Genomic DNA, 17,181 nt, shown 5'->3' with positions numbered 1-17,181 from the left:
TGTTCGCTGAAAAGTGCGGATCAGCTTTCGGCGGGAGCGTCTGCTTCTGCCGGTGCCTCGGCAGCGGCAGAAGCCGGTGCCTCGGTGGCCTTCTTGTCTGCCAATGCCTGGGCCAGACGTGCAACCTGCGACGCCGGAGCGTTGAACAGGCCGGCAGCCTTCGACAGGTTGCCCTTCATGGCACCTGCAAGCTTTGCCAGCAAGATCTCGCGGGACTCGAGGTCCGCGATCTTGTTGATCTCGTCCACGGACAGCGTCGCGCCGTCCATGTAGCCGCCCTTGACGACCAAGGCCTTGTTGTCCTTTGCGAACGCCTTGATGGCCTTCGCAGCGTCGACCGGCTCGCCCTTGATGAATGCAATGGCGGTCGGTCCGACGAACAACTCGTCCAGCCCGGTGATGCCGGCTTCGGCAGCAGCGCGCTTGACCAGGGTGTTCTTGGCGACGGAGTACGTGGCACCTTCGCCGAGCGCACGCCGGAGCTGAGTCAGACCGGACACCGACAGGCCACGGTATTCCGTGACGACGGCAGCCGTCGAACCCTTGAACTGTTCGGTGATCTCGGATACTGCCGAGACCTTTTCGGGCTTTGCCATACTTCGCCTCCTCTCGTGGGAAGTAATGTCGATCGCGAGAGGTCCGGCAGAAACGACGAACGCCCCGGCGCAAGAAGCACACGGGGCGTAGACATGAGAACAGCGTCGCGAAGACGCCGTCGAACAGGTCCCTTACCTCGTCCTCCTGCGTGGGCCGTCCGAGAAACTCGGACCTTCAACCGCATTCCCTGGAGAAGGCGGTGACCAACGGTCTTGGGTAGAACTCGATTGGGTGGACCGGATGCATTCCACATCCGAACCGTCGGCAACAGTACCTCGAGCAGTGCCACTACGCCAAAACGGCCCGACAGTGCGCCTCACCGTTTTCGGATGTGACTGCCCACCAAGTTTGCCCGAGCGTTGCTGTCAGCTGCGCACAACAATCGCCGCTCACAGGACAACCGAGCATTTTGACGGTTCAATCGGATACATGACGGCAGCGCAGCCACGTCCCCTCCTGCGTCCTGGGCACGCCCAGGAGCGAGTACGCGACCCCAGCGGTGGCGACGCAGCGACCGCGTGGCGCAACCTCGTCGAGGCACCGCCCCGCTATCCCGAGATCGCACGAGCGTCGAACGTTCCGATCACGATGAGCGACGGGACCGTTCTACGGGCGGACGTCTTTCGCCCCGCCGATGTCGCAGGAGTTGCCGTCGCGACCCCGCTTCCGGTGGTTCTGAACATCACGCCGTACAACAAGGGCCTCGTGACGGGCATCGATGCGCTTCTCGGGACGCCCGTGCTGGGTCGAGCACTCCGTGGGCTCTCGCGCCGACTCGACCTCAGCGGCACCCCCTTCGAAGGGATCACGGAGATAACCCGCATCGTCGACGGCGGTGCAGCCGATCTGTTGTCGGTCAATCGTCACCTGATCCGCAGCGGGTACGTCCAGGTCATCGTCGACGCACGAGGCACCGGGTCGTCGGCAGGCAAGTGGGATGTTCTCGGCAATCGAGAGCAGCTGGATTCCATCGAGATCATCGAATGGAGTGCCTCCCAGCCGTGGAGCAACGGCCGCGTCGGAATGACGGGCATCTCGTACTCGGCGATCAACGCACTGCAGGCCGCAGCGAAGAGGCCGAACGGGCTAGAGGCGGTGTTCGCCGTCGAAGGATCGGTCGACATCGTTCGTGAGATCTTCGCGACCGGCGGTGCGCCGTCCTTCTTCATACAGCTGTGGTTGACGACCGTGAACGGGCTCAAATGGGTGCCGTCGCTGCAGGGCCTCGACGTCGTCACCTGGCTCCGAGATCGCGCGTCCTCCCCCGCCACTCACATGCTCGATCTCGCCAGAGGATTCCTGACCGGCGGTGACACGAGAATCTACGACGACCCCTACTACGACAACATCGACGCCGACATCGAACAGATCGACGTACCCACCTTCGTCTACGGATGCTGGCACGACATCTTCGGAGGCTCGGCCCCCGACATCTACAACCGGCTCGCGCTCGAACGCGGCCACAAACAGCTTCTCGTCGGCGACGGCTATCACGGCAATCCGGGGATCGGTTTCGGACGACCGGGGTTCCCACCTCGTCTCGACGTGCTCGAACGCGCTTGGTTCGATCGTTGGCTCCGCGACGAGGACAACGGAATCGAGAAGTACGGACCCGTCACTCTCCGCAGTCAGGGCGGTACGTGGACAGCGCATGGGCGATTTCCCGCTCCTCACGCGCAGCCGACGCGGCTCTACCTCTCTGCCAAGACTTCCGGCGTCGCCGCGCATGCAGTAGCCGACGGCAGTCTCGTCGGCACGCCCGACGGATCCAGCGGAATCTTCACCGTTCGTCCGTCTCTTCGCCCGACGGTGTCTCGTGACACGACGCAGGTGTTGGCCGGGATCACCGCGGTGTTCGGCGGCGGGTTCACCTACGACAATCGCTTCGCGGAAGGCGCCGCCGCCACGTTCACCACCGGCCCTGCCCACGCGGACACGGTCGTCTCCGGCCCGATGAATCTGCACATGCAGGTCGTGTGCCATGCGCGAGAAGCGTTGTGGGCCATCATGGTCTGCGACGTCGCACCCGACGGCACCTCGACGGTCATCACGAACGGTGCACTGTTGACCTCCCGTCGGGCCATCGACGACGAGAAGTCCCTCTTCGCGCCGAACGGGGACTACACCAAGCCGCACCACCCGTTGACCGAGGCCTCCATGCTGGATGTGCCCGTGGGCGAGCCGGTGATTCTCGACATCGACCTGCTGACGACCGAGGCCGTCGTCCGAGTAGGTCACCGCCTCCGCGTCGACGTATTCGCGACCGACGCACCACGATTCATGCCGATACTCCCCGACCTGCTGCGCACGAGGGGCCGCAGACAGGACGTCGTTCTCGACGCCGACGAGCCCAGCTTCCTCGTCGTCCCGCTGCTCGGCACACCCGGTTGGTGAAAGAAGGTCATCGTGCAGACCCGAACCGGCTTCGCGGCGTCGAACTCGCTCGACATCGCGTACGAGGACATGGGCAACCCCGACGATCCCGCCGTGCTGATGATCATGGGTCTCAGTGCGCAGATGACGTTGTGGCCCAACGAGTTCTGCGAACGCATCGTCGACATGGGTTTCCGAGTGATCAGGTTCGACAACCGCGACATCGGCTTGTCGACCAAGATGGACGCAATGCGCATCCAGGGTTCGGCGCTGCTACGACTGCTGCGAACCGGACTCGGCGCACCCAGCACCGTGCCCTACACGCTGCTGGACATGACAGCCGACGCAATCGGGTTGCTCGACTACCTCGACATCGACCGAGTGCACGTCGTCGGAGCATCGATGGGCGGAATGATCGCACAAATTCTGTCGGGGCTGTACCCGGACCGAGTGCTCAGCACCGCGATCATCTTCTCCAGCACCAACGAAGCGTTTCTACCGCCGCCCGATCCGCGCGCCCTGATCCCGCTCATGAAGGGGCCAGGGCCAGGAGCGTCGCGCGAGGAGATCGTTCGGCACTCCGCGAACACGCGGCGCATCATCGGCAGCCCGGCCTACCCGACGCCGATGGACGAACTCCTCGAGACCGCGGGCCAGATGTACGACCGCAACTACTGTCCCGCAGGCGCACTACGTCAGATGGCTGCGGTCACCGGCACGGGAAGCCTGCGGCGATACACCACGCAGATCGCAGGGCCGACCGTCGTCGTCCACGGCCGCGCCGATCGGCTGATGCGGCCCACCGGTGGAAAAGCCGTCGCCCGAGCGGCGAAGAATTCCAGGCTGCACCTCATCGACGGAATGGGCCACGACCTCCCGCGGCCTCTGTGGGACGAGATCCTCGGGGAACTGTCGTCGAACTTCGGGCGGGTCTGAGCTCTCCGCCCCTCCGACCGAATGTCACATCCGGTCACTCTGGGCGACCATTGGACGCCCTCGCTCCAGACCGGCGAAACTCTCCAGGTGACCGAAGGACGCCCTCGCTCACTCTGAGTGACCGAAGGACGCCCTCGGTCCGACCGCCGCCGCCCCCCGGATACGACGAAAGCCGACCCCCATGAATGGGAGTCGGCTTTCGTAAGTCGAGCTGGATCAGGCCTCGACGTCGTCCGACAGCAGGTTACGCGTGCGGTTCGGGTCGACGGGGATGCCAGGTCCGGTCGTCGTCGAGACGGTGACCTTCTTGACGTAGCGGCCCTTTGCCGACGACGGCTTCGCGCGGAGGATCTCGTCGAGAGCGGCGCCGTAGTTCTCCACCAGCTTGGCGTCGTCGAACGATGCCTTGCCGATGACGAAGTGCAGGTTGGCCTGCTTGTCGACGCGGAAGTTGATCTTTCCGCCCTTGATGTCGTTGACGGCCTTGGTCACGTCGTTGGTGACCGTGCCCGTCTTCGGGTTCGGCATGAGGCCACGCGGTCCGAGGACGCGGGCGATACGGCCGACCTTGGCCATCTGGTCCGGGGTCGCGATCGCGGCGTCGAAGTCCAGGAATCCGCCCTGGATGCGCTCGATCAGATCCTCGGCGCCGACGACGTCGGCTCCTGCTGCTTCGGCCTCCACAGCCTTCTCACCAGCGGCGAAAACGATGACCCGAGCGGTCTTGCCGGTGCCGTGGGGAAGGTTGACGGTGCCGCGCACCATCTGGTCGGCCTTGCGAGGGTCGACGCCGAGACGAACGGCGACCTCGACGGTTGCGTCGAACTTGCTCGACGCGGTGTCCTTGGCCAACTTCGCTGCCTGAAGCGGCGAGTACAGGTTGTCTGCGTCGACCTTTGCGGCCTGCTCGAGGTAGGCCTTGCTGCGCTTTGCCATGTCTTACTGTCCAATCGTGAGTTCAGTGTGGTTGACGGGCCTGGCCGGCCCTCCCACGGGGGTACTGCTGCGGCTGAGGATCAGCCTTCGACCGTGATGCCCATCGAGCGAGCAGTGCCGGCGATGATCTTCGCGGCCTGGTCGATGTCGTTGGCGTTGAGGTCTTCCTGCTTGGTCTTGGCGATCTCGCGCACCTGGTCCATGGTGACCTTGGCGACCTTGGTCTTGTGCGGCTCGCCGGAGCCCTTGGCAACGCCTGCAGCCTTGAGCAGCAGCTTGGCGGCCGGAGGGGTCTTCAGCTTGAAGTCGAAGGTCCGGTCTTCGTAGACCGAGATCTCCACCGGCACGACGTTTCCGCGCTGCGACTCGGTCGCGGCGTTGTACGCCTTGCAGAACTCCATGATGTTGACGCCGTGCTGACCCAGCGCGGGGCCGACGGGAGGAGCAGGGTTGGCCTGTCCTGCCTGGATCTGAAGCTTGATGATCCCGGCTAGCTTCTTCTTCTTCGGGGGCATTTCTTTTTCCTTGTATTCGCTCGGGTTTCTTGCGGTTACTACTGCAAGTTCTGTGGTTCGGCCCGCTAGATCTTGGCGACCTGCGTGAAGCCGAGCTCGACCGGAGTTTCACGGCCGAAGATGGAGACCAGCACCTTGAGCTTCTGCTGCTCGGCGTTGACCTCGCTGATGCTGGCGGGGAGCGTCGCGAACGGGCCGTCCATGACGGTGACCGACTCGCCGACCTCGAAGTCGACCTCGATGGTCGGCTTCGCCGTGGTCTCCGCCGCGGTGGCATCGGTGGTGGCGCCTGCAGCCTTGGCTTCCTTCTTCTCGCCCTGCTGCGGCATGAGGAACTTGACGACCTCGTTGATCGTCAGCGGCGACGGACGCGACGTGGCGCCGACGAATCCGGTGACACCGGGCGTGTTGCGCACCGCGCCCCACGACTCGTCGTTCAGGTCCATACGCACCAGAATGTAGCCGGGCAGTACCTTGCGGTTGACCTGCTTGCGCTGGCCGTTCTTGATCTCGGTGACCTCTTCGGTCGGAACCTCGACCTGGAAGATGTAGTCGCCGACGTCGAGGTTCTGGACGCGGGTCTCGAGGTTGGCCTTCACCTTGTTCTCGTAACCGGCGTACGAGTGGATGACGTACCAGTCACCGGGGGCGCGTCGCAGCGCAGCCTTCAGCTCGGCGACGGGGTCTTCGACCTCGTCGGCCTCGGAGGCCAGTCCTTCGGCGACGGCATCGTCGGCCTGCGCGTCATCGGCGCCCTCTGCCTCGACGGCGTCGGCGATAGCCTCGTCGGTCTCGCGGTCCTGAGCGGCCTGCTCCGCCTCGAGGCCCTGGTGGGTCGCCTCGACATCGGCGTCGAATGCGGCCACTTCGGTGGCGTCGTTGTGCGGCGTGCTCACAGCAGGCACCCTTTCTCTCGTTCAGTACGTGGGTCGATCATGTTCTGCTCACCCATACCGGTCAGCCGAACAGCCATTCGACGCCCTGAGTGAACGCCAAATCCAGGCCGCTGATGAACGCGACCATGAATGCCACGAACACGAGCACAACGCTCGTGTAGGTGACCATTTGCTTGCGATTGGGCCAGATGACCTTGCGCAGCTCGGCAACGACCTCGCGGAGGAACTTGCGCAGACGCTTGAAGATGTTCATGCGCTTCGGCTCACGCGGCTTGTCGGAGCGAGTCGCGACCTTGGTGACCGACGACGCGGCGGCCGGCGTCTTCTCGACCGATGCGGCGCGCGTCCGGCGCGTAGTGCGCTTTCCGGTCGGACGGGCCGAGGTTTCGGAACCGGCAGCGCCCGATCGGGATGCAGCTGCCTCGTCGGTGGCGGACGCAGTGTCGTCGGATGTCGACGAGTCCGACGCGGAAAGATCTTCCGACGTCTCGTCGCGCTTACCGCGCTCCTCGCTCACCGTCGTTCCTCTCAGTAGCCGAAATTGTCGTACACCCTCGCCGGAGCGAGGGAGTGCAACGTGGGCAGGGGCGACAGGACTTGAACCTGCAACCTACGGTTTTGGAGACCGTTGCTCTACCAATTGAGCTACGCCCCTTCGGTTCGATCCGCACTGGATCGGACCGTCCTGCGGTCACACAACATACGCGCTACCCCTACAACTCTCCAAAGGAGAACTCAGGCAGCGCGCAGCGCTGGACAACCACAGAAATCTCAGTGTACTGCACAGGCTATGAAAGTTTGAAATCCACCTGGTCAGGCCAGGCGAACGGTGGCCGTCGCGCGTCCGAAGATCTTCTTGCCCTCGGACTTGGCCGTGATCGCGATGACCGCCGACTTCGTTTCCGCGTCGACGGACTTGATCTTGCCGGAGTACTCGACCGACGCAGCGGAGTCCGCAGGCACGTAGACCGAGCTCGTGAAACGCACGTTGTATTCGGTGACGGCACCGGGGTCTCCGAGCCACGACGTGACGAAGCCTGCTCCGAGACCCATCGTCAACATGCCGTGAGCGATGACGTTGTCCAGACCCGCGAGCTTCACGACCTCGTCGCTCCAGTGGATCGGGTTCGGGTCACCGGACACGCCGGCGTAGTTGACCAGATCGCCGCGCGTGAGTTTGACGACGCGCTCGGGGAGCTCGTCGCCCACGGATACGTCCGCGAAATTACGAAGCGCCATGCATGATCACTTCCTTCACTGCGTGGGCGATGTTTTCGTCGACTTCTCCACCGGTGCGGGCGACCAGTGTGGTCCACGTGGTCTGCACCAGCTCGCCGTTCTGATCGGTCACGATGTTCTTCGTCGTGATGATGTCGCTGCCGCTCATCTGACGGAACGATTCGAGAAAGACCTCGCAGCTGAGCTCGTCGCCTACCTGGATCGGCTTGTGGAACTGCAGACGCTGGTCGGTCTGGAGAATCTGGCTCGGGTCGTACCCGGTGATGAACTCTTTGAACATCCGCGATTGCGCGATGATGCCGACGAGCGAGATGAAGGTGAGCGGCGCGATCAGCCCGTCGTAGCCGAAGCTCTTCGCTGCCTCTTCGTCGTGGTGAGCAGGGTGCCAGTCCTGGACTGCACGCGCGTACTCACGCACTTTCTCCCGGCCCACCTCGTACGGCTGATCCACCTTGTAATGGTGGCCGACCATCGCGGCGGCGTGCGCAGCGGGATCCTGCGGAACTTCTGAATTGTGCGACGGCGCAACAGACTGCGCCGTCGCTGTCACGCGAAAATCGGTTTCGGTCACGCGGAATTCGTACCTTTTCTACCCAGGACGCAAAATCCGTTAGGGCGAAGAAGTAAGCCTAACGCGCGGCGTCGACTTCGAACGAGAACCTGCAGCCGAGAGGCTCGCTACTAGCGAGACTCGCGGTGAGCGCGATGCGTGCCGCAGTTGGAGCAGAACTTCTTCAGCTCGATGCGGTCGGGATCGTTGCGGCGGTTCTTCTTCGTGATGTAGTTACGGTGCTTGCAAACCTCGCAGGCCAAGGTGATCTTGGGCCGCACATCGGTGGAGGAGGCCACTGGATGCCTACTTTCAGGTAACTCTGATCCGGAGAATCAGGACTGTGCATTCTTCTTGTGTAGCGGTGACCGGACTTGAACCGGCGACGCAACGATTATGAGTCGTTTGCTCTACCAACTGAGCTACACCGCCTCAGGTTGCTCACCCCTACACCTTCTCACTGCCGAGGCGGACTCGGTAGCGAATCGTCTGGGCGAACCATCCAATCCAGCGAGCCCCCTAACGGAATCGAACCGTTGACCTTTTCCTTACCATGGAAACGCTCTGCCGACTGAGCTAAGGGGGCGTGGCATCTGTTCACGGTTTCCCGTGCGCCGAAGCCTTCAAGAGGTTACACAGTTCGAACGCCGACTACCAAATTACGTGGTCAGCGGGCTCGCTGCACTTCCTCTTCACGGAGAAACCCCAGCGAGCGAACTCGCTGGGGTCCCTTCGGGTGGCAGATGTAGGATTCGAACCTACGTAGGCATAAGCCGACGGATTTACAGTCCGCTCCCATTGGCCGCTCGGGCAATCTGCCGGGTGTACGTCGAAGATTCATGCTCTCTTCGATGCGCTGAAAAGAATACAACGACTGTGCCCCCAGAACGCAAACCGGGTGGATAGCGGGGGTGCGGAGCGGCTAACGTCGGGTGCGCAGCACGTGAACATTCGATACGACACAGGAGTTCCTCAGTGGCAGATTCTTCCTTCGACATCGTCAGCAAGGTCGACCGGCAAGAGGTCGACAACGCTCTCGGTCAGGCTGCGAAGGAGTTGGCGACCCGCTTCGACTTCCGTGGTTCGGGCACCACCATCGAGTGGTCCGGCAGCGGGGAGTCGGAGGTGATCGTCATCACCTCCGAGTCCGAGGAGAAGGTGAAGGCAGCCCTCGACGTGTTCAAGGAGAAGCTGATCCGTCGCGACGTCTCGCTGAAGGCGTTCGAGACCAACGACCCTGCCCCGTCGGGCAAGGTGTGGAAGGTCACCGGAAAGCTCCTCCAGGGCATCACGAGCGAGAACGCGAAGAAGATCTCCAAGAAGATCCGCGACGACGGCCCCAAGGGCGTCAAGGCTCAGATCCAGGGCGACGAGCTGCGCGTCAGCAGCAAGAAGCGCGACGATCTGCAGGCCGTCCAGCAGCTGCTGAAGGCCGAGGACTTCGGTATCGCGCTGCAGTTCGTCAACTACCGGTAGGTGCTTCGCACCCGTGAGTGCGAATGTATAGCCCAGTGCACATTCGCACTCACGTGCGGCGTCAGCCGCCCCGAGCCATCCGTTCCAACCTTTCGATCCGGTCGGCCATGGGCGGGTGCGTCGAGAACAGCTTCCCGACGCGGTCGCCCACGCGGAACGGGTTGGCGATCATCAGATGCGACTCGGACGCCAGACGCGGCTCGGGCGGCAGCGGTGCAGCCTGCACGCCTCGCTCCAGCTTCCGTAGCGCCGACGCCAGTGCCAACGGGTCGCCGGTCAGCTCGGCGCCGGACTGGTCGGCCTGATACTCCCGCGACCGCGACACAGCCAGTTTCACGACGGTCGCCGCAATCGGTCCCAGCAACGAGACCAGCAGCAGCGCGATGGGATTGGCCCCGTTGTTGCCGCGTCCGCCGAACATCGACGCGAACATGGCGAAGTTCGCCAAACCCGAGATGACCGCGGCCATCGCGCCGGCGACGGACGAGATCAGAATGTCGCGGTTGTAGACGTGCGACAGCTCGTGACCCAGTACGGCGCGGAGTTCACGTTCGTCGAGGATCTGCAGGATGCCCGTCGTGCAGCAGACGGCCGCGTTGCGAGGATTGCGGCCGGTCGCGAAGGCATTGGGATTGTTGGTCGGGCTGATGTACAGCGCGGGCATCGGCTGATGAGCGGTGGTGGCCAGTTCGCGGACGATCCGGTACATCGCCGGCTGTTCGACCTCGGTGACCGGCTGCGCGTGCATCGACCGCAGCGCGAGCTTGGCGCTGTTGAAGTACGCCCATCCGTTCACGCCGACCGCGAGGGCGACCGACGCGAGCAGAATCCCCGGACTGTTGAACAGCGACCCGATGAACACGATGAGCGCCGACATGCCCACGAGCAGCCCGAAAGTCTTTGCCCCGTTCGCGAAGCTCATTGGTCGCCACTTCCTTCGTTTCGTCGTTCCCTCAATCGAGAAACGACCGCGACACCTGTCGAGGTTCCCGCGTCAGCCCTTCCGAAACGAGATGTCAGCCCAGCTGCGCCCGATCCCACCACTGACTGCGTCAGCCCACCCGTTCCACGGTGTAGTCGACGAGCCGGCCCAGCGCGTCGTTCGCGGGCCCCGAGGGCAGCGTCGCGAGTTCGGCATGCGCCTTGGCGGCGAAATCGGACAGCGTCGCCTTCGCCTTCGCCATCCCGGGCGAGCGATCGAGCAGGGCCAACGCCTCGGTGACGGCGTCGTCGTCGGTGACGGGCCCGTCGAGGAGTTCGCGCAGCCTGTCGCCGTCGGGACCCTCCTCGCGGAGCGCGTACAGAACGGGCAGCGTGTGCACGCCTTCACGCAGGTCGGTGCCGGGTGTCTTGCCCGACTGCGCGGACACCGACGAGATGTCGATGATGTCGTCGGAGATCTGGAACGCGGTGCCGACGGCGTCGCCCAGTCGCTCGAGCGAGGCGATGTGGTCGGCGTCGCCACCGGAGAACGTGCCACCGAAACGTCCGCAGGCCGCGATCAGCGACCCGGTCTTCTCCCAGACGACGCGCAGATAATGTGCGACGGGATCCTGATCCTTCTTGACACCGATCGTCTCGCGCATCTGACCGGTGACGAGTTCGGCGAACGTGTCGGCGATGATGCGCACGGCCTCGGGACCGAGCGTCGACACCAGTCGTGACGCGTGTGCGAACAGGTAGTCACCTGCCAGGATCGCGACGCTGTTGCCCCAACGCGCGTTCGCGCTCTCGGCGCCGCGTCGCATGGACGCTTCGTCCATGACGTCGTCGTGATACAGCGTCGCGAGATGAACGAGTTCGACGACGGTCGCCGCGGTCACCACCGATTCGTCCGACGCGTTCGGTCCCAACTGCGCGGTCAGCACGGTGAAGAGCGGGCGGAACCGCTTGCCACCCGCCTTCGCGAGATGAAGGGCGGCCTCGGTCAGGAAGTCCTCGCCGTCGGAGAGTTCCGAGATCATCAGACTCTCGACGTTCTCCAGTCCTGCGGCCACGGTTCGTGCAAGCTCTGGATCGACCAGATCGACCCCGGCAACGACCGTCGTTCCAGTCGTGTCGTCTGTGCTCACAGTTGTTGGTCCTGTCCTCTTCGTCGTCCGCGGATTCTCGGCGTCTCTCGACGTACCTCGTTCTACCGTAGTGAACCTAGTGGGTGACATGGTTGGAAGGTGTCGTAGCCCATGACGGAAGGTTCGGTTCGGTCGGCGAGGGCCGTCGCGCCGCTGCTTTACTGGAAGGCGTGAACGCTCCCCTTTCCACCGACGTTCTCGTCGTCGGAGCCGGCCCGGCCGGCTCCGCTGCTGCCGCGTGGGCTGCCCGCGCCGGCAGGGACGTCGTCCTCGCCGACGCCGCCACCTTCCCCCGCGACAAGACGTGCGGCGACGGTCTGACCCCGCGGGCGATGGCCGAGCTCGATCGGCTGGGTCTCGGCGAATGGGTGCGCGGCCGGGCCGAGAACCGCGGTCTGCGGTTGACGGGATTCGGGCAGGAGCTGCAGCTCGAATGGCCGGGCGGGTCGTTGCCTGCCGTCGGCAGCGCGGTGCCCCGAACGGAACTCGACGACAGAATACGCAGCGCCGCAATCGAATCCGGCGCAACGATGCTCGAAGGCGCGAAAGCCGTCGACGTCCGGCGTGATGGAAACGCGGTCACGGCAGTCGTGTTCGCCGACGGCCGCGAGATTCGGTGCACCAGGGTGATCGTCGCCGACGGTGTGCGCTCCCCCCTCGGCAAGAAACTCGGTCGAGAGTGGCATCGGGACACCACGTTCGGCGTCGCCGCTCGGGCGTACATCGGCTCGGAACGCTCGTCGGATCCGTGGATCTCGTCGCATCTCGAACTGCGCGACGGCGACGGAACACTTCAGCCCGGTTACGGCTGGATCTTCCCGCTCGGCACCGGCGAGGTGAACATCGGCGTCGGCACACTCGCGACCGCCAAGCGCCCAGGATCCGGCGCGCTGCGGCCGCTACTGGATCTGTACACGTCGCAGCGTCGCGACGACTGGAAACTGACCGGCGACCTCCGAGCCGTCGCGTCGGCGCTGCTGCCGATGGGCGGAGCGGTCTCGAACGTCGCAGGCCCCAACTGGGCGATCATCGGCGACGCGGCCGCGTGCGTGAATCCGCTCAACGGCGAGGGCATCGACTACGGTCTCGAGGGCGGGCGCCTGGTCGTCGACATCCTGGACGAGGCCGAGCTCACCGAGGTGTGGCCGAAGATTCTGCGCGAGCACTACGGTCAGGCGTTCTCGATCGCGCGACGCCTCGCCGGTCTACTGACGGTGCCGCGGTTCCTGCCCGCCACCGGTCCGATCGGAATGCGGTCGCGCGCACTGATGACCGTCGCCGTCCGCGTCATGGGAAACCTTGTCACCGAGGCGGATTCGGACCTCGTCGCACGCGCGTGGCGTGCGTCGGGCAGTGCGTCGCTGAAGATCGACGAACGCCCGCCGTTCGCGTGATGCGGCTGCGCCACCCGTGCGGGCGCGCTAGCGCACTGCGCGATGCAGCGCGACGACCCCTCCGGTGAGGTTGCGCCACTGGACGTTCGACCACCCACAGTCGGCGATCGTGCGCGCCAGCTCCTCCTGCGTCGGCCACGCGCGGATCGATTCCGCGAGGTAGACGTACGCATCCGGGTTGCTGGACACCGCGCGGGCGACGGCGGGGAGCGCCTTCATCAGGTACTCCATGTACACCGTGCGGAACGGCGTGAAGACCGGCGTCGAGAACTCGCAGACGACGAGCCGGCCACCGGGCTTGGTGACGCGGGCGATCTCTCGCAGGCCTGCCCGGAAGTCGGAGACGTTGCGCAGCCCGAACGAGATGGTGGCCGCGTCGAAGCTGGCATCGGCGTACGGCAGGTGCATCGCGTCGCCTGCGACCATCGGCACGGGCCGTCCGGAACCCGCGTGCAGCATGCCTTTCGAAAAATCGGTGGCGACGCACCACGCGCCGCTGCGTGCGAGCTCGACCGTCGACACCCCGGTACCCGCGGCGAGGTCGAGGACCTTCTCCCCCGGCTTCAGGTTCAGCGCGGCCCGAGTGAGCTTGCGCCAACTCCGATCCTGGCCGAACGACAGCACGGTGTTGGTGATGTCGTAACGGCGAGCGACGCCGTCGAACATCGACGCGACCTCGTGTGGGTCCTTCTCGAGCGTTGCACGCGAACTTGTTGGCACGTCTCGAGCTTACTCATGCAGTGCGCAGCGTCCTGCGACGTTCCCAGCCGAGAACGTCGTCGTAGTGCCCGAGCAGTTCGTCGCAGATCGCAGGCCACGTGCGGTGGAGTACCGACTTGCGCGCCGCCTCACCGAAGCGTGCGCGAGTCACCGGCGATCGCAGCGCGGCGACGGCACTCGGCAGCAGCTCGGCGAACCGGTCGACGGGAAGCAGATAGCCGTTGCGGCAGTGCGTGATCAAATCGCGCGGACCTCCGGCGTCGGGACCGATGACCGGGATGCCGCTGGCGAGTGCTTCCTGGACCGCCTGACAGAACGTCTCGTGCTCGCCCGGGTGCACGAAGACGTCGAAGCTGGCATACGCCTGCGCGAGTTCGTCTCCCCCGAGCTGACCCAGGAAGATCGCCGACGGCATCAGCTTCTCCAACGCGTGCCGTTCCGGACCGTCACCGACGACGACGAGTTGCACGTCGTCGGCGATGGACGCGAGACGTTCGACGTGCTTCTCCGGGGCGAGCCTGCCGACGAATCCGATGATCATCTTGCCGTCGGGCGACCAACGTCGACGCAGCGTCTCGCGTCGCGCCGAGGGGGCGAATCGGACGGCGTCGACGCCTCGCGCCCACCGGTGGACCCGCGGAACGCCGTGGTGTTCGAGCGCTTCGACAGCCGACGACGACGGCGCCAACGTCCGTGCGGCACCGCGATGCACGCGACGCGTCCAGCGCCACGCGGCCTTGGATGTCAGCCCGAGGCCGTAGCTTTCGGCGAATCCGGCGACGTCGGTCTGGTACACGGCCACCGCGGGAACACCGATGCGGTTGGCCGCGGCCAGTCCGCCTGCACCGAGCAGGAATGGGGACGCGAGATGAACGACGTCGGGCTCGAACGCCCGGATCGTGGCCGTCAGACCGGGTCCGGGAACACCGACGGGGAGGGAGCTGACCTTGGGGACCATCACCGCAGGTACACGGTTGACGGGGACGCGGCCGTGTTCGACGTCGGCCCGCGGCTTGCCTGCGGGGTTGTCCGGCGCGACGACCATGGCGTCGTGTCCGCCTCGCTCCAGGTGTTCGAGCACTCGGAGAATCGAGTTGGTGACGCCGTTCATGTTGGGCAGGAACGATTCCGCAACGATGGCTACTCGCACGTTCCTCAGTGTGAGGAGCGTCTCGGGCCAGCCGGCTTCGGCGACGTTACGGGCGAGCGAAGTTCACACGAATGCTTCCGTCGCGTCGCGCCGACATAGTTACTGGTTCGTCCACCGCGGAACCGTAGACTGCCGGCATGAAGGCCGAGACTTCGGAGAAGACGACACCGCGGCCGTCGGCGTCGGACACGCGGGCGCGCATCCTCACCGCGGCGAACGAACAGTTCTACGCGAACGGGATTCGCGCGACGAGCGCGGACAAGATCATCGAGCAGGTCGGTATCACGAAGGTGACGTTCTATCGCCACTTTCGCACCAAGAGCGATCTCGTCGTCGCCTATCTGGAAGGGCAGGCAGCAGCAGAACGCGAGTGGTTGACGAGCATTCGCCGCGACGGCGATCCGGCCGGTTCGCTTCGTGCGTTGGCCGCCGGAATCGGGGCCGCGAGCTGCAGGCCGGGCTTTCGAGGATGTGCGTTCATCAACGCCGCAGCGGAGTTCGCCGATCCCGCCGACCCGGTTCGCGTGGCCGTCGACGCGCACCGACAGTGGATTCTGCAGTACTTCGCCGCGCTCGCTGCCGACGCCGGTGTCTCCGAGGTCGCATCCGCAGCACGACAGCTGATGATGTTGCGCGACGGGGCGATGGTGAACGGCTATCTCGGACAATCCGATTCGGTGGCGTCCGTGCTGGAAGCGGCGTTCGTGTCGGTCATCGCGTAGGCCGCCCGAAGAAGACGACGATGCGGATGCGACCGACGGGCCGCATCCGCACCGGACATCCGTCCGAGCAGTCAGTCGACCCCGACGATGTCCTTCGCCAGTGCGGCGAGACGCGTCTGCGCAGCCGAGACGACGCCCTGACGGTTCTTGGTCGCCTCTTCGAACGCGACGATCGTTCTGATGTCGTCCGGGTCCGTCAGCTCCTTGATCTCCGCGACGGCGTCGTTCACGTTGAGCGTGTCGTAGTCGTCGATCGGCAGGTCTCCTGGTTCGAGCGCCGTGCCCGTCCGCACCGAGTGCAGTGCTTCGGCGACGGAATCCGCACCTTCGTCGCGGACGACGTCCTCGGCTGCTTCGAGTGCCGCGTCGCCACCGGCCGACACTGCTCGGGCTGCGATGGTGCCCGCGTGTGCGCCCCTCCCGAGCAACTCCCCGAGGCGGCTCGGGGTCGTGCGCGCGACGTCGACGGCGTAGTCCAGTCCGCGTGCGGACCAGGCGGCAGGTGTATTCACGAGCTTGACGGCGCTGCCTGCCGCCGCCTGCAGCGGAGTCCGTCGGAGAGCCGCGGGGCCACCGAGGGCGTCCTCGGCCAGTACCGTCTGCAGCCAGTCGACGGTCGCGCTGTGCGCGGTGATCAGGCGTTCGGCCAGACGCACCGCCGACGGGACGTCGTCCGCCGTCGCGAGCGCCTTGATGTACTTGGCGCGGCCGAGCAGCTGCTGTTCCAGCGCCAGATCGCCGAGAAGTGCCTCGTCGAACGGCTGCGCCTGCTCGGCGACGGTCTTGAACAGCGCGAGCGTGCGCCCGAGGAACGGTGCGACGACGTCGGGCAGTCCGCCGAGGTCACGCAGAGTCGTCTCGATCTCCGCCGCCCGCTTCCGACCGTTCTCGGCGTTCTGAAGTAGTTCCGTGCGCACCGCGTCCGTGCGCGCCTGGGCCACGCGTGTTTCCGCGACCTGGATCTCGGTGTTCGTGAGTTGTAGTACGGCCCGCAACTGCGCGAGCAACGTGGATGAAGTCATCGCTAAAGCCCCTTCGGTCGTTGGGTCGTTCTCGTTTCGACGTGTCACCGGGACACGGGCGCTGCGTTACCCACGAGTAGCGAACCCAAACATCGAAGTGCGGCTCAGACGGCCAGGTGCTGCCGCTCGCGTCGTCGCAGCAGGAGCAGCACGGGAACCGCGACGGCCCAGGTCACGACGACGACCGAGCCCGCGGGAACGATGGCGACGGAGGCGTCGCGGCCGGAGACCCGCACGAGATCCGGATCGGACTTCGCGTATTCGACGTCGATGCGCTGGCCGGCGATCAGATTGGTCGGGTACAGCACTCCGAGCTGCGGGTTGTGTGTGACGCCGTCGGGGGTGACGAAGCTGACGGCCGAACGCAGCTTGCCGGCGGAGAGGACCTCGGCCGTGGCAGTGCCTTCGTCGGAGGTGATGGTGCGGTCGTTCTTCCAGGCGGCGACGACCAACAGCACGGCCAACACCGAGATGCCGGTCGCCACGACGATCACGCAGATTCGTGCCCGACGCCACGCCTGCGACCTGCCGTCGTCGCTGTCCCTGGATGCCACGACGGTAGACGTTACTCAGGGGCGCCGAC

The 17,181-nt window shown here is 65.2% G+C and carries 19 protein-coding genes and 4 tRNA genes; 5 read left to right on the top strand and 18 right to left on the bottom strand.

From position 1 onward, the window contains the following. Positions 1-20: 20 nt before the first annotated feature. Complete coding sequence (gene rplJ, locus HQ354_RS18400; RefSeq protein WP_068427689.1) at positions 21-596, bottom strand: 50S ribosomal protein L10; 576 nt, start codon at positions 594-596, stop codon at positions 21-23. 430 nt (positions 597-1,026) lie between these two features. Here rplJ and HQ354_RS18395 point away from each other — a divergent pair, with 430 nt between their 5' ends. Next, positions 1,027-2,991 (top strand): CocE/NonD family hydrolase, encoded by a 1,965-nt coding sequence (locus HQ354_RS18395; RefSeq protein ID WP_068427687.1) that lies wholly within the window; start codon positions 1,027-1,029, stop codon positions 2,989-2,991. Between the two features lie 12 nt (positions 2,992-3,003). Further along, the gene (locus HQ354_RS18390) at positions 3,004-3,906 is read left to right on the top strand and encodes an alpha/beta fold hydrolase (RefSeq protein WP_068427686.1); all 903 of its coding nucleotides are present in this window, start codon (positions 3,004-3,006) and stop codon (positions 3,904-3,906) included. Between the two features lie 216 nt (positions 3,907-4,122). On the opposite strand, the gene rplA is transcribed toward HQ354_RS18390, so the two are convergent. From rplA to HQ354_RS18335, 11 genes are all read right to left on the bottom strand, one after another. Further along, on the bottom strand, positions 4,123-4,842 hold the full coding sequence (gene rplA, locus HQ354_RS18385) for a 50S ribosomal protein L1 (RefSeq protein ID WP_068429325.1): 720 nt from the start codon (positions 4,840-4,842) through the stop codon (positions 4,123-4,125). 80 nt (positions 4,843-4,922) lie between these two features. Then, positions 4,923-5,357, bottom strand: coding sequence for a 50S ribosomal protein L11 (gene rplK, locus HQ354_RS18380; RefSeq protein WP_068099499.1), 435 nt, complete (start codon positions 5,355-5,357; stop codon positions 4,923-4,925). Positions 5,358-5,422: 65 nt separating this feature from the next. After that, positions 5,423-6,253, bottom strand: a complete 831-nt coding sequence (gene nusG, locus HQ354_RS18375; protein WP_068429322.1) for a transcription termination/antitermination protein NusG — start codon at positions 6,251-6,253, stop codon at positions 5,423-5,425. A gap of 61 nt (positions 6,254-6,314) precedes the next feature. Further along, positions 6,315-6,770: a preprotein translocase subunit SecE gene (gene secE / locus HQ354_RS18370; protein WP_068429319.1), complete on the bottom strand. Its 456-nt coding sequence runs from the start codon at positions 6,768-6,770 to the stop codon at positions 6,315-6,317. Positions 6,771-6,835: 65 nt separating this feature from the next. Continuing rightward, positions 6,836-6,908 (bottom strand) — tRNA-Trp (locus HQ354_RS18365). Between the two features lie 158 nt (positions 6,909-7,066). After that, entirely contained in the window at positions 7,067-7,492 is a 426-nt protein-coding gene (gene hadB / locus HQ354_RS18360) for a (3R)-hydroxyacyl-ACP dehydratase subunit HadB (RefSeq protein ID WP_068429316.1), read from the bottom strand. Then, complete coding sequence (gene hadA / locus HQ354_RS18355) at positions 7,479-7,964, bottom strand: (3R)-hydroxyacyl-ACP dehydratase subunit HadA (protein WP_174551472.1); 486 nt, start codon at positions 7,962-7,964, stop codon at positions 7,479-7,481. Before hadA ends, hadB begins: the two co-directional genes overlap by 14 nt. 209 nt (positions 7,965-8,173) lie before the next feature. Next, positions 8,174-8,341: a 50S ribosomal protein L33 gene (gene rpmG, locus HQ354_RS18350; protein ID WP_027498281.1), complete on the bottom strand. Its 168-nt coding sequence runs from the start codon at positions 8,339-8,341 to the stop codon at positions 8,174-8,176. A gap of 60 nt (positions 8,342-8,401) precedes the next feature. Then, a tRNA-Met gene (locus HQ354_RS18345) sits at positions 8,402-8,474 on the bottom strand. Between the two features lie 81 nt (positions 8,475-8,555). Beyond that, a tRNA-Thr gene (locus HQ354_RS18340) sits at positions 8,556-8,628 on the bottom strand. Between the two features lie 151 nt (positions 8,629-8,779). Next, positions 8,780-8,862, bottom strand: a tRNA-Tyr gene (locus HQ354_RS18335). 155 nt (positions 8,863-9,017) lie between these two features. On the opposite strand from HQ354_RS18335, the gene HQ354_RS18330 reads away from it, so the two are divergent. Next, complete coding sequence (locus HQ354_RS18330) at positions 9,018-9,518, top strand: YajQ family cyclic di-GMP-binding protein (protein WP_068429313.1); 501 nt, start codon at positions 9,018-9,020, stop codon at positions 9,516-9,518. Positions 9,519-9,579: 61 nt separating this feature from the next. Here HQ354_RS18330 and htpX read toward each other — a convergent pair whose 3' ends face one another. Both htpX and HQ354_RS18320 read right to left on the bottom strand, forming a co-directional pair. Further along, complete coding sequence (htpX, locus tag HQ354_RS18325; protein ID WP_068429310.1) at positions 9,580-10,440, bottom strand: zinc metalloprotease HtpX; 861 nt, start codon at positions 10,438-10,440, stop codon at positions 9,580-9,582. Between the two features lie 130 nt (positions 10,441-10,570). Next, on the bottom strand, positions 10,571-11,590 hold the full coding sequence (locus HQ354_RS18320; protein ID WP_308115228.1) for a polyprenyl synthetase family protein: 1,020 nt from the start codon (positions 11,588-11,590) through the stop codon (positions 10,571-10,573). A gap of 170 nt (positions 11,591-11,760) precedes the next feature. On the opposite strand from HQ354_RS18320, the gene HQ354_RS18315 reads away from it, so the two are divergent. Next, complete coding sequence (locus HQ354_RS18315; RefSeq protein WP_068429340.1) at positions 11,761-12,984, top strand: geranylgeranyl reductase family protein; 1,224 nt, start codon at positions 11,761-11,763, stop codon at positions 12,982-12,984. A 27-nt stretch (positions 12,985-13,011) separates the two neighbouring features. Here the strand turns inward: HQ354_RS18315 and HQ354_RS18310 are convergent, their stop codons facing one another. Further along, positions 13,012-13,704: a demethylmenaquinone methyltransferase gene (locus HQ354_RS18310; protein WP_084423894.1), complete on the bottom strand. Its 693-nt coding sequence runs from the start codon at positions 13,702-13,704 to the stop codon at positions 13,012-13,014. A gap of 13 nt (positions 13,705-13,717) precedes the next feature. Further along, a complete protein-coding gene (locus HQ354_RS18305; protein ID WP_222635343.1) occupies positions 13,718-14,854 on the bottom strand; it encodes a glycosyltransferase family 1 protein in 1,137 nt (378 codons plus the stop codon). Between the two features lie 137 nt (positions 14,855-14,991). Here HQ354_RS18305 and HQ354_RS18300 point away from each other — a divergent pair, with 137 nt between their 5' ends. Further along, a complete protein-coding gene (locus tag HQ354_RS18300) occupies positions 14,992-15,576 on the top strand; it encodes a TetR/AcrR family transcriptional regulator (RefSeq protein WP_084423893.1) in 585 nt (194 codons plus the stop codon). 71 nt (positions 15,577-15,647) lie between these two features. Here the strand turns inward: HQ354_RS18300 and HQ354_RS18295 are convergent, their stop codons facing one another. Together HQ354_RS18295 and HQ354_RS18290 are read right to left on the bottom strand one after the other, a co-directional pair. Next, positions 15,648-16,598 carry a ferritin-like domain-containing protein gene (locus HQ354_RS18295; RefSeq protein WP_068429302.1) on the bottom strand — a complete coding sequence of 317 codons (951 nt, stop codon included), beginning with the start codon at positions 16,596-16,598 and terminating at the stop codon, positions 15,648-15,650. Positions 16,599-16,702: 104 nt separating this feature from the next. Further along, positions 16,703-17,152: a DUF3592 domain-containing protein gene (locus tag HQ354_RS18290; protein WP_068429299.1), complete on the bottom strand. Its 450-nt coding sequence runs from the start codon at positions 17,150-17,152 to the stop codon at positions 16,703-16,705. Positions 17,153-17,181 lie beyond the last annotated feature (29 nt).

Origin of the sequence: Rhodococcus sp. BP-261 (assembly GCF_019835205.1) — a bacterium.
Classification (GTDB): Bacteria; Actinomycetota; Actinomycetes; order Mycobacteriales; family Mycobacteriaceae; genus Rhodococcoides; species Rhodococcoides kyotonensis_B.
The sequence above is the reverse complement of the archived record's forward strand: the minus strand, read 5'-3'. Positions and strand labels throughout refer to the sequence as shown.